Origin of the sequence: Gottfriedia acidiceleris, from assembly GCF_050457485.1 — a bacterium.
GTDB lineage: Bacteria > Bacillota > Bacilli > Bacillales > Bacillaceae_G > Gottfriedia > Gottfriedia acidiceleris_D.
The window spans coordinates 40,271-53,471 of the sequence record NZ_JBCMJM010000008.1; the positions used below are offsets into that span (position 1 = coordinate 40,271).

Sequence of the window (13,201 nt, forward strand, 5' to 3'; positions counted from 1 at the left end):
CTCCCTTAAAATGGAATGAGGTGCTTTAGAATGGATGCAATCTTATATGTATGTCATGGAAGCCGTGTAAAATCAGCTGTCCATTCAGCCATACAATTTGTTAAAAAAGTACAAAAACAAATCGATTGCCCTGTTCAAGAAATTAGTTTTATTGAACTCGCAGAACCATCAATTTCAGCTGGATTAGAGAATTGTTTGCGTAAAGGAGCAAAATCGGTAACAGTATTGCCGGTTTTACTCCTTTCTGCAAATCATGCAAAGGTGGATATTCCTCTGGAAATCGCGAAATTTCAAAAGGAATATCCACATATAAAAATAAAAATTGCCACTCCAATTGGAATACACAAAAATATGATCAAATTAATCCAAAAGCGAATTAATGAAAAGGTTAAGCATTTAATAAAGCCAACTAAAATACTGCTAGTTGGACGAGGAAGTAGTGATCCATTAACGATAGATGATTTCAATTCAATCGTTAAACTCCTTCAAGCAAATTTAAAGCATCCTGTTCTCCCCGCTTTTATGGCAGTTTCAAAGCCGTCGATTCACGAAGCTTGGAATCAGCTATTGAATGAAAAAAATCATCAAGTCATAATCGTTCCGTATTTATTTTTTTCAGGAACTCTTATGAATGAATTAAAAGATAAAATAAAAGCGCTACCTCGAGATATGCAAAATAACTGGATACTATGTGAAACCTTAGGTTATGATCACTTAATTACATCAATTTTTACTGAAAGAATACATGAAGCTCAAACAAAGGAATTATATACTGCCATAAAATAAAAGCTCTTGTTTCCTAAAATAGAGAACAAGAGCTTTATTTTTCGTTTATTTACTTTCAACTTTAATAAAATGTGTTGGTTGGTAAGTTGGAAGAGTCTGTAAGAATCGATTAATCCTTTTTGTAGCTTCTATTAGTTGATTTAATGAAGTTGCATAAGAACATCGAATATACCCTTCACCACAATCTCCAAAAACATTTCCCGGGACGACCGCTACTCTCTCTTTTAATAATAATTGTTCAGCGAACTCCTCTGATGTTAAGCCAGTATTCTGTATTGATGGGAATACATAAAAAGCTCCACCTGGAAGATGACATGATAATCCAATTTCTTGAAGAGATTGCACAAGGAAATTACGACGTTGCATATAACTGCGTCGCATTGCTTCTACATCATGATCGCCATTTCGAAGTGCTTCAACTGCAGCATGCTGTGACATAGTTGGTGCACACATAATTGCATATTGATGAACTTTAAGCATATGGGAAATAATGTCCGAAGGTGCTGCAACAATTCCAAGTCTCCAGCCTGTCATTGCAAATGTTTTAGAAAATCCAGAAATTAAAATTGTATGGTCTCGCATTCCATCGATATTTGCAAAGCTTGTATATTCACCATCATAAACAAGCTCAGCATATATTTCATCAGAAATGACGATTAAATTATGTTTTTTAACAAATACGGCTAAATCCTCTAATAATTCTTTTTCTAGTAGAGTACCAGTTGGATTATTAGGATTACAAAGTAAGATCGCCTTTGTTTTCGGTGTAAGTTTCTTTTTCAACGCTTGAAGATTGATTTTAAACTCTTCTTCTCCTGTCGTTGATAAATGAACTGGAACACCGCCTGCTAGTGAAACTAAAGGAGCATACGAAACAAAGCATGGATCAATAACGATTACTTCGTCCCCTGGATTTAAAATTGTTCTTAAAGCAATATCAATCCCTTGACTTGCCCCTACAGTTATAATTAATTCATCTTCTGGACTATAATGCACATCAAATTTCTTAGCAAAATAACGACTTACTTCTTGACGTAATTCTAGCAGTCCAGCATTTGAAGTATATGCCGTATGTCCTGTTTCTAACGAATAAATACTTGCTTCTCTCACGTTCCAAGGCGTGACAAAATCTGGTTCACCTACCCCAAGTGAAATGACATTATCCATACTAGCCGCTAAATCAAAAAACTTTCGAATCCCTGATGGTTGTAGTGTAGTTACTGTATTTGATAAATTAAATTTACTCATGGCGTAATCACCATACGCTTATCACTTTGTTTTTGACCGTATACGATACTATCATGTTTATAACGTTTTAAAATAAAATGGGTAGTCGTTGATAAAATAGATTCTAAAGTCGATAGTTTTTGGGATACAAATGAAGCAATTGAAGTCATTGTTTTCCCTTCAACTACAACTGATAGGTCATATGTTCCTGACATTAAATAAACTGATTTAACTTCTGGGTATAAATAGATTTTTTCAGCAATCTCATCAAACCCTACCCCACGTTTTGGAGCTACTTTTACATCAATCATAGCAGTTATACTTTCTTGGACTGGGACTTTCCCCCAATCAATAAGCGTAATGTATTGAAGAATAATACGATCGTTTTCAAATTTTGTTAATATATCAGCTACCTCTTCTTCTGTAGCTCCTATCATTTTTGCTATTACGTCATTACTTAAGCGTCCATTTTGTTCAATACACTGAAGTAATTGTATTTCTTTTTCTGTCATATTCATATACTCCTTATGTATTCCATTTTCTGGAATTACGTTAGATGTTCATTCTATTCATCTATATTTTAGTAATTTAGTTAGATGACAATTTTTGAGAAGAATTCTTCATAAATAACTTGTACTGCTTTTTTCTCATCGCATGATTTTACTCCAAACATCATACTTACTTCTGAAGAACCTTGGTTTATCATTTCAATATTTATTCTCGCATTTGCTAACGCCTTACTCGCTCTTGCAGTAGTACCAACATTATGACGCATCCCTTCACCTACTAACATGATCAAAGCAAGGTCTCTTTCAACAACCACATGGTCTGCATCTAATTCATCATGGATCCGATTAATTATTTGAGATTCTAATTCAACTGGTAATTGATTTTGACGAATAATAATTGAAATATCGTCGATTCCACTTGGCTGATGCTCATATGAAATCTCATAATCCTCAAGTATTTGCAATAATTTACGCCCAAATCCTATTTCTCTATTCATTAAATACTTGCTTATATAAATACTACAAAATCCATTATCACTCGCAATCCCAATTAAAGGACCGTTTGATAACGTACGTTCCTTAACAATTAGTGAACCGGTAGCAGTTGGATTATTCGTATTTTTAATGTTTACTGGAATTCCAGCTTGAAAGGCAGGTATCAATGCTTCGTCATGAAATACGTTAAAGCCTGCATAAGATAACTCCCTCATTTCTCGATAAGTTAATTCTTTTATTTCCTTTGGATTATGAATAATCGCAGGATTTACAGAAAAAACTGCATCAACATCAGTAAAGTTTTCATATAAAGTAGCTTTAACTCCGTTGGCAACAACAGAACCAGTAATATCTGAGCCACTGCGAGAAAATGTAACGATATGTCCATCTTCTGAATAACCAAAAAATCCTGGGAAAATAAGAATTCCAGATTTTTTTCTCAATTCAAATAAGTTCTCATAGCTTTTCGCTAAAACTTGGGCATGCCCTGGTTCATTTGTAACAATTAAACCTGCTTCTTTTGGATTAATATAACTTGCCTCAAGTTCTTTTAACTGAAAATATGACGCTACTAATCTAGCACAATTATCTTCCCCACATGCCATAACAGCATCCATATATCTTGCAGGATGATTCTTTTCACTACTTAAAGAAAGTTCGATACGTAGTGAAATTTCATTCATAATACCCTCAGATAAACCTAATCCATTTGCAATTTCAGAATACCTTTGAATAATTTGATTGAATTCTTTCGAATAATCCTTTCCCTGTAGAGCAAGTTGTGCGCAACTAATTAGTAAATCGGTAACTTTGATATCATCTGGAAATCTTTTACCTGGTGCAGATACAACGATAATTTTACGTTCAACATCTGATGTAACAATCTGAAATACTTTTTCAATTTGTTCCGAAGTGGCTAATGAAGACCCACCAAATTTTACGATTTTCATTTTTATTACCCCTAATTTAGTTAATTTTCAGTTAAAAATAATGTTACAATTATCCTCCTTATGTGAGAAAAAATCAACACCATTTATTAAGTTTTTTGGGAAATTTTAGTATGTTACAAAAAGAATTTGATGTTGTTGTGGGTATTTATTCAATCCAGTGAAAAGAATGGCAATAAATAATTGTAGATTCTTTAAGGAAGAGTTTAGGTTTATAAAAGCAAGAAATTAAATGCAGCTAATGGAGAAAGCATGCGTAAAGGTATACTAGTAGTTTTTAAAGACTCTATTACTCTTCAGCCCCTCCTCTCCCATGTTCTTCATTTATGCCTTGTATTACTGTTGACCCATTTTATGTATTGTATAAAAATGCAATTAAAAATAATTTTAAAAATATTTAATAAATAACCTAAGAAAGCGCGCAAAAAATAGCTATAATCATATGCAAACTCCCTATTTTAACAAATAGGGAGCTTTTTATGATCTATCTAGTAAAACAATGAAATTTGTATACTCGTTTTCTATACTTGATACTGATATCGTCCCACCTAGAAGATTCGTTATTGACTGAGCAATTGATTAGCTTTCAAACATTCTTTCTATAGTATGCTTTCAAATTTAACTGAAAATTCACACTAAAGTAAAGAAGCTTTAACAATCCTTCCCTATGCTTAGTAAGTAACCTACTAGCAAATTGGGAGGGCGAATATATTGAATTGGAACGCATTGAAAAAAGCAGTTCTTGCTTTTGTTCTTACGACTACATTATCTGCAGGAGTATTTATGGTCTCTGGTAATCCGGCTGCGAGAGACATTCCTATTAACACCAAGAAAGATAAGAATCGTTTCATTCAAGTACAATTACTTGGCATTAATGATTTCCATGGACAATTAGATACGACCCGAAAATTTAACGGCAGGAATGTTGGCGGAGCAGTATATTTAGCCGCATATTTGAATCAGAAGAAAAAAGAAAATAAAAATACTATTTTAGTTCATGCTGGTGACATGGTCGGTGGAAGTCCTCCAATCTCTTCATTTCTTCAGGATGAACCTACAATTGAAGTATTAAACAAGATGGGTTTTGACTATGGGACTCTAGGAAACCATGAATTCGATCGTGGTGTGAATGAAATGTTGAGGTTAATCCGAGGAGGAAACAATCCAAAAACTGGTTATTTTACTGGGGCAAATTTCCCATATATATGCGCCAACGTAATCGACGAACATACAGGTAAGACCATTCTACCTCCATACAGTATAAAAAATGTTAATGGCGTACCAATTGGGTTTATCGGCGTCGTAATAAAAGATACTCCAAAGATCGCACCACCAAATAAAACAGATGGCGTAAAGTTTATAGATGAAGTAAAAGCAATCAATAATTCAGTAAAAACACTTAAAAAACAAGGTGTAAAAACAATTGTGGTGCTGGCCCATATTGGTGGAAATCAATCAAAAGCAAATGGAAATGCGACAGGTGCAATCGTTAGAATGGCCAAAAAAATGGATGATGAAGTTGACGTAATAATTTCTGGACATACACATACTTATCTTAACAAAGAAGTAGACGGAAAGCTGATTGTTCAATCCTACTCTTATGGAATATCTTTCTCCGACATTCAGTTAACAATTGATCCTAATACGACAGATATCATAGACAAAAAGGCAAGTATAAAGATGGTCTACCAAGATGATATTAAACCAGATCCTGAAATAAAGAAAATGATACAAAATTATGAATCTAAAATTGAACCGATCGTAAATAAAGTCGTTGGAAAGGCTGCAAATGACATTTTAAGTAAGAAGAATCATAATGGAGAATCTAGTTTAGGAGATATGATTGCAGATTCACAACGACTTGCAATGAAGTCTGATTTCGCATTTATGAACTTTAGTGGTATACGTGCTGATCTCCCAAAAGGTGATGTAACTTTGAATGAATTGTTCACGATCCAACCATTTAAAATTAAACTCGTTAAAATGACATTATCTGGTGAACAAATTCGGAAGCTTCTCAATCAGCAATGGCAGGAAAATGGAAGTGTTCGAATGCTACAAATATCAGGCTTAAAATACACTTGGGATAGTACGAAGGATTCTGGGCAAAAAGTTATTAATATCATGCAAACAGATGGTACTCCAATTAATCCACAAACTAGTTATACTGTCACTACAAATAGCTATCTTGCAAATGGCGGTGACAATTTCTCGGTATTACTAACAGGGAAAAATAAAGTGGAAGGTCCAACAGATTTTGATGCTTTTGAAGATTATGTAAAGGAACAAAAGTTACCATTGGTCCAGGCATTTGATGGTCGGATTAATCGGATTAAATAGATTTTTAGAAGGTTTAAAAACACGAGTTTCATTTTGATATGATTCTATAATACTACTCAGAAGTTCGACCATAAAAAAAGTTCCCTTCGATGAGGGAACTTTTTTTGATTTATGCTTTAATATAACGTAATACAGGTTTACGAGCTGCTAAAGTTTCGTCAAGACGACTTACAACAGTTGTATGTGGAGCCTCTTGTACGATTTCTGGATTTTCTTCAGCTTCTTTAGCAATTGTAATCATTGCATCGATGAACGCATCTAAAGTTTCTTTCGATTCTGTTTCAGTTGGTTCAATCATGATACACTCTTCCACGTTTAATGGGAAGTAAATTGTTGGTGGGTGGTAACCAAAGTCTAATAGGCGTTTAGCAATATCTAAAGTACGAACACCTAATTTCTTTTGACGTTTTCCACTTAAAACGAACTCATGCTTACAATGACGATCGAATGGTAGATCGAAATGAGGCTCTAAACGACGCATCATGTAGTTAGCGTTTAGTACCGCATCTTCAGTTACTTGTTTTAATCCTTCAGGACCCATTGAACGAATATAAGTATATGCTCTTACATTAATTCCAAAGTTTCCGAAGAAAGGTTTAACACGACCAATTGTTTCTGGGCGGTCTGAATTTAATACGTACTCATCTCCAACCTTCTCAACGATTGGTGCTGGTAAGTAAGGAATTAAATCTGCTTTAACTCCAACAGGACCAGAACCAGGACCACCTCCACCGTGAGGACCAGTGAATGTTTTATGAAGATTTAAGTGAACTACGTCAAATCCCATGTCTCCTGGGCGTGCTTTACTTAATACAGCATTTAAGTTTGCTCCATCATAGTAAACTTTACCACCAGCAGCGTGGATGATCTCAGAGATTTCATAAATATCTTCTTCGAAAAGACCTAATGTATTAGGGTTTGTAAGCATTAATGCTGCAACATTTTCATCAACAACACGACGTAAATCATCTAAGTCAACTAAGCCTTTTTCATTTGATTTAACCGTGATTGTTTCGAAACCTGCAACAGTTGCTGATGCTGGGTTTGTACCATGAGCAGAGTCAGGTACGATTACTTTAGTACGGTTGAAGTCACCACGGCTTTCGTGATAAGCACGGATAATCATTAATCCAGTCCACTCACCATGTGCACCTGCAGCTGGTTGTAAAGTTACTTCATCCATTCCAGTAATTTCTTTTAATTCTTGTTGAAGCTCATGCATTAATTCTAATGCACCTTGAACAGTATACTCATCTTGAAGTGGATGAATATGCGCAAAACCTGGAATACGAGCAACAGCTTCGTTAATTTTTGGATTGTATTTCATGGTACATGATCCAAGTGGATAGAACCCTGAATCTAAACCATGATTACGTTTAGATAACGCAGTATAATGGCGCATTAAATCTAATTCAGAAACCTCTGGTAATTCCGCTTTTTCTTTACGGATATAAGCACTTGGGATAACTTCATTAATATCAATTTCTTCTACATCCATTGTAGGAAGACTATATGCAATACGACCTTCTTTACTTATCTCAAAAACTAACGGTTGATCCTTCAGCATGTTGAATCCCCTTTCCGTCTACTAATAATGCTAATTCTTCTACAAATGTATCAATATGTTGTTTAGAACGTAATTCAGTTACTGCGATTAACATATGATTTTCCATAGTAGGTTCAACTTTTGCTAAGTCATAACCACCGATAATTTTCTTAGTAAATAATTGTTTATTGATTTCAGAGACATTTTGTTTTACATCAATTACAAGTTCGTTGAATGCAGCACCTTCGAATACAACCGAGATACCGTTTTCAATTAATTTTTTCTTCATATATTGAGTACGAGAAATGTTTTGCATTGCCATCTCTACAGCACCATTTTTACCAAGAGCTGTCATTGCAACAGAAGCTGCTAATGCATTAAGCGCTTGGTTAGAACAAATATTTGAAGTCGCTTTATCACGACGGATATGTTGCTCGCGAGCTTGAAGTGTTAATACAAATCCTCGACGACCTTCTCCATCAACAGTTTGCCCTACTAAACGACCTGGCATTTTACGCATTAATTTAGATGTTGTAGCGAAGTATCCACAGTGAGGTCCACCAAATTGAGTTGGAATACCAAATGTTTGAGCATCACCTGCAACGATATCCGCTCCGAATTCACCTGGAGGAGTTAAAGCTGCTAATGCTAAGGGGTTACTTGAAACAACGAATAAACTTTTACCAGTATGTGCAATTGGTTCGATTTCAGCTAATTCTTCTACTTGTCCATAGAAGTTAGGATATTGAACAACAACACATGCTACATTGTCATTCATTTCATTTTTTAATTCTTCGATATCAGTTCTTCCATCTTTAATGCCAATTTCAACTACCTCTAAATGTTGACCTTTTGCATAAGATAAGATAACTTCACGTGATTGTGGATGAACACCTTTTGAAACTAAAATACGTTTTTTACCATTGTGACCTGCTGCTAAAGTAGTTGCCTCTGCTAAAGAAGTACCACCGTCATACATTGACGAGTTTGCCACATCCATACCAGTTAATTCACAAATCATTGTTTGGAATTCAAAGATTGCTTGAAGCTCACCTTGAGAAATCTCAGGTTGATATGGTGTATAAGCAGTATAAAACTCTGAACGGGAAATAACATGATCTACAACTGTTGGTAAATAATGATCATAAACACCAGCACCTAAGAAAGAAACATACTCTCTTAAGTTAGCGTTTTTCTTTGCTAATTCGCTTAACTCCTGAATTAAATCGGTTTCAGATTTTGCCTTTTTAATGTTTAATAAGCCATTAAAACGAACTTTTTCAGGAATATCACTAAATAATTCATCAACTGATGAAACACCTACTACTTTTAACATCTCTTGACGATCTTGCTCTGTCATTGGTAAATAACGATGCATTAAGGTAATCCCCTTTCTCCCCCTAGTTACTTCTTCTCTCTTTTGTAAAATGGTTTTGAAACTACAACTGCTTTTAATTTTTTATTTCGAATTTCAACTTCAAGTTCAGTACCTAAAGCAGAAAATTCAGATTTAATTAATGCAAGTCCTATATTTTTCTTTAATGTTGGAGATTGCGTACCACTTGTTACTTCACCAATTATTTCCCCGTTTACATATACAGGATAGTGAGTTCTTGGAATACCTTTGTCAATCATTTCAATTCCAACAAGTTTACGAGGTACACCTTGCTCTTTTTGATTTTTCAGAACTTCTTTACCGAAGAAATCTTCTTCTTTATTTAATTTCACAGCAAAGCCAATACCAGCTTCTAATGGAGTAATGTCTTTTGTTAGTTCTTGACCATATAATGCTAGAGCTGCTTCGAAACGAAGTGTATCACGAGCACCTAATCCACATGGTTTTAAACCGTCTTCCTTACCTGCTTCTAAAAGTAAAGTCCAAAGCTTAGACGCATCTTCAGCAGCTAAGTATAGCTCGTATCCATCTTCACCAGTGTAACCTGTACGTGAAACTAAAACATTTAGATCACCAATTAATACATTATCTTTGAAAGTGAAATACTTAATATCAGAAACGTTCTCATTCGTTAAACGTTGTAAAATTGCAACAGATTTCGGCCCTTGAAGAGCTAATTGTGCAACTTCATTACTTTTATTAACTACTTTTACATCGCCTTCAACATGTGAAATTAACCATGCGAAATCCTTTTCAATATTAGACGCATTTACAACTAATAAATAGTGTTCTTCGTTATGCTTATAAACTAGTAAGTCGTCTACCGTTCCAGCATTTTCATAGCACATTGCAGTATATAATGCGCCTTCTTCATTTAATTTTGAAATATCATTTGTCATCATTTTTTGTAAATATTTAAGACTATCTTTACCAGTTACTTCAATTTCTCCCATGTGAGAAACATCAAATAAACCAGCTGCTGTACGAACAGCTTCGTGTTCTTCTTTAATGCTCGAAAATTGCACAGGTAGCTCCCAGCCACCAAAATCAATTGTTTTACCACCTAATACTTTGTAATCTTCAAACAATGGTGTGCGTAATAAAGTCGTCATGTAGCCATTTCCCCCTTATCTACATGCTAGCATGATGGAAAACTAAATTAATAGTTCGTCCAGCTAACCATTAAATAATTTACATATTTTGTATATTTTCGGAAAAACTAGTAGAAAACAAGAAAATATTATCAAACTATATTAGTTAACTGTTTTTTCTTAACAATAAGAGTTTTTTGTTTAATAAAAGAATAATAAATTTTTACTTTTTTCTACACTATTATCCTAACATTAAACGACAAGTTTCAGCAATATCAAAGTGAATTTTTTTAAAAATAAAATAACGAACATTACAGCTGTTATTTTACTATAACGTTCATGATTATCCAATATAAAAATGAAATAGGTGAGATTTGCATGTCAATTGAGATTAAATTCCATACAGAGTGGCAAGAGGAGTTCTTAGAGAAGCTTGAGAATGATGGACCATGGTCAAATTGGGAGAACTATAAGCTTGCCTATCATACTTCTACAAAATTAGCAATTCCATCTTTTACAGGTATGATTGCTCCTACTCATTTACCAAATTTAACTCCATTGCCTCATCAATTAGATGTGGCTACGACAGTAATTGAAAAAATGAATGGAAAAGCAATTTTAGCTGACGAAGTAGGATTAGGTAAAACCGTTGAGGCAGGTTTAATTTTAAAAGAATACATGATTCGTGGTTTAGTTAATAAGGTGCTTATACTAGTTCCAGCATCACTTGTATCACAGTGGACCTTTGAATTAAATACAAAATTCCATATTCCAGCAATCGCACAACAAAAAAAGAATTATGTATGGGATAGCTGTGATGTTGTTGTATCATCAATCGATACTGCAAAAAGAGATCCTCATCGAGAAAAAATATTAAGTATCAATTATGATCTCGTCATTATTGATGAAGCTCATAAACTTAAAAATAATAAAACAAAAAACTATGAGTTTGTACAACATCTTAAAAAGAAATATTGTTTACTGCTTACTGCTACTCCAGTTCAAAATAACATAGAAGAAATTTTCCATTTAGTTTCTTTATTAAAACCTGGCCATTTAGGTAATAAATCTAGTTTTGAAGAATATTTTTCTGCTAAGAACCGCTCATTAGAGCATGAAGACTTATTACGAGAACTAATTGGAAAAGTAATGGTTCGAAATCGTAGACAAGATACAGGCATCGAGTGGACAAAGCGAAAGGTAGAAACAGTTTTAATTAATTTTAATGAAGAAGAACAAAAGCTTTATGATTTAATCGATGAATGGCAGAAATCACAATATACTGGGGTAACCTCAGCATTCTCCTTTTTAACATTTAAACGAGAAGCTTGTAGTAGTCGTGAAGCTGTTTATGTATCAATGAAAAAAATGCTTCAAAGATTTGAAAAAGAAAATATTGATATTAACGATCCTTATATCGAGAAAATTTTTCATCAAATTAATCAAATTACATCTAATTCAAAAGCAAATAAAGTAATTGAACTAATTAAAAAAATAAATGATAAAGTTATTATTTTTACTGAATATCGTGCAACACAGTTGTATTTACAATGGTTATTAAAGCAAAACGGTATTACATCTGTACCATTTCGGGGTGGTTTTAAACGTGGTAAGAAAGATTGGATGAAAGAATTATTTAAAAATCGTGTACAGGTGCTAATAGCAACCGAAGCTGGTGGTGAAGGTATTAACTTACAATTTTGTTCAAATATGATTAATTATGACCTTCCTTGGAATCCTATGAGACTAGAACAAAGAATAGGACGTATACATCGACTTGGACAAACAGAGGATGTAAGTATCTATAACTTTGCGACTGTTGGCTCAATTGAAGAACACATACTAAGACTACTTTATGAAAAAATCAATTTATTTGAGCGTGTGATTGGTGAACTGGATGATATTCTAACCAGAATTCCTTATAAAGATTTTGAAGCACATATGAATGAAATATTTATTCACTCTAAAACTGAAGGCGAAATGAAAATTAAAATGGAAAATTTAACGTCCATCATTCAATTACAGCAACATAAACAAGCAGGTGATAGTTATGCAGCAACATGAAATCCATGATTATATTGAATATTTTTTCAGACATAATGATTGTGAAATTCTAGAGAAAACACAAACATATTTAGAAATACAATTAACAATTGAGATGGATAAAAAATTAATGAATCGTCCTTTCTATTGGCATTATTTAGAAAAAACAGGTGGTATCCCAAATCCAATGAAGTTAACACTGATTACAGATAGTGATAATGCTCCTGAAGATCTTAAAGGTGAACAAATTCATTTTGGGTCGCCCCGCCTTCACCAAATTTTCTCAATAGTTAATGAACTAGGACAGTCAATTAGACTTTATGAAGACACAAAAGCACCTATGGGCCAACAAATTGCATTACACCCTTGGTTAGCTGTTAATTATCAGGTTTCTTTTACTTGTGATCATAAAAAAGATTATTTATATTCTTTTGGAATCCATTTAATTTCCGGAAGAATTATTGAAGATTTTCATACAAAACTTGAAAAAACCCAATTCAACTCTAAAATACCTGATTTTTGCTATTCCATGTCACCTTTGATTAAACCAATAAGTGGTTTAAATCGAATGGAACAATTACTTCGAAACATAATTGAAAAAGAAGATACCGTATGGGCTGAAGAAGCTAGGAATAGATGGCAACATGATTTGGATTTATTAAATCAATTTTATGAAGCTGATGAAGAAAAACCTGAAAATTATCATGTAGAATTCAATGCACTTAAAGAACTTTACGAACCAATTATTCATGTTGATGCAATTAATGGTGGCCTTTTTTACCTATCACCAAACACAATGAATAAATTAAGTTAAAGGCATT

Annotated in this window: 10 protein-coding genes; 4 read left to right on the forward strand and 6 right to left on the reverse strand. The window is 33.7% G+C overall.

Going from position 1 to position 13,201, the window contains the following annotated elements:
* The first annotated feature begins 30 nt into the window (after positions 1–30).
* Positions 31–786 carry a sirohydrochlorin chelatase gene (locus ABEY15_RS08795; protein ID WP_429889697.1) on the forward strand — a complete coding sequence of 252 codons (756 nt, stop codon included), beginning with the start codon at positions 31–33 and terminating at the stop codon, positions 784–786.
* Between the two features lie 45 nt (positions 787–831).
* Here ABEY15_RS08795 and ABEY15_RS08800 read toward each other — a convergent pair whose 3' ends face one another.
* The 3 genes from ABEY15_RS08800 to ABEY15_RS08810 form a co-directional block, all read right to left on the reverse strand.
* Positions 832–2,034 carry an aminotransferase gene (locus tag ABEY15_RS08800; RefSeq protein WP_429889698.1) on the reverse strand — a complete coding sequence of 401 codons (1,203 nt, stop codon included), beginning with the start codon at positions 2,032–2,034 and terminating at the stop codon, positions 832–834.
* Complete coding sequence (locus ABEY15_RS08805) at positions 2,031–2,531, reverse strand: Lrp/AsnC family transcriptional regulator (protein ID WP_175403500.1); 501 nt, start codon at positions 2,529–2,531, stop codon at positions 2,031–2,033. The genes ABEY15_RS08800 and ABEY15_RS08805 overlap by 4 nt, the downstream gene beginning before the upstream one ends.
* A gap of 74 nt (positions 2,532–2,605) precedes the next feature.
* Positions 2,606–3,967, reverse strand: coding sequence for an aspartate kinase (locus ABEY15_RS08810; RefSeq protein WP_429889699.1), 1,362 nt, complete (start codon positions 3,965–3,967; stop codon positions 2,606–2,608).
* 780 nt (positions 3,968–4,747) lie between these two features.
* Here ABEY15_RS08810 and ABEY15_RS08815 point away from each other — a divergent pair.
* On the forward strand, positions 4,748–6,304 hold the full coding sequence (locus tag ABEY15_RS08815) for a bifunctional metallophosphatase/5'-nucleotidase (RefSeq protein WP_429890060.1): 1,557 nt from the start codon (positions 4,748–4,750) through the stop codon (positions 6,302–6,304).
* A 109-nt stretch (positions 6,305–6,413) separates the two neighbouring features.
* Here the strand turns inward: ABEY15_RS08815 and gcvPB are convergent, their stop codons facing one another.
* The 3 genes from gcvPB to gcvT are packed head-to-tail and all read right to left on the reverse strand — an operon-like array spanning position 6,414 to position 10,358.
* Positions 6,414–7,871: an aminomethyl-transferring glycine dehydrogenase subunit GcvPB gene (gene gcvPB / locus ABEY15_RS08820; protein WP_429889700.1), complete on the reverse strand. Its 1,458-nt coding sequence runs from the start codon at positions 7,869–7,871 to the stop codon at positions 6,414–6,416.
* Complete coding sequence (gene gcvPA, locus ABEY15_RS08825) at positions 7,843–9,228, reverse strand: aminomethyl-transferring glycine dehydrogenase subunit GcvPA (protein ID WP_056475079.1); 1,386 nt, start codon at positions 9,226–9,228, stop codon at positions 7,843–7,845. Before gcvPA ends, gcvPB begins: the two co-directional genes overlap by 29 nt.
* 26 nt (positions 9,229–9,254) lie before the next feature.
* Positions 9,255–10,358 (reverse strand): glycine cleavage system aminomethyltransferase GcvT, encoded by a 1,104-nt coding sequence (gene gcvT / locus ABEY15_RS08830; RefSeq protein ID WP_429889701.1) that lies wholly within the window; start codon positions 10,356–10,358, stop codon positions 9,255–9,257.
* Positions 10,359–10,715: 357 nt separating this feature from the next.
* Between gcvT and ABEY15_RS08835 the strand changes: the two genes are divergently transcribed.
* Together ABEY15_RS08835 and ABEY15_RS08840 are read left to right on the forward strand one after the other, a co-directional pair.
* Entirely contained in the window at positions 10,716–12,401 is a 1,686-nt protein-coding gene (locus tag ABEY15_RS08835) for a DEAD/DEAH box helicase (RefSeq protein ID WP_429889702.1), read from the forward strand.
* Positions 12,388–13,194 carry a YqhG family protein gene (locus ABEY15_RS08840; protein ID WP_429889703.1) on the forward strand — a complete coding sequence of 269 codons (807 nt, stop codon included), beginning with the start codon at positions 12,388–12,390 and terminating at the stop codon, positions 13,192–13,194. Before ABEY15_RS08835 ends, ABEY15_RS08840 begins: the two co-directional genes overlap by 14 nt.
* Positions 13,195–13,201 lie beyond the last annotated feature (7 nt).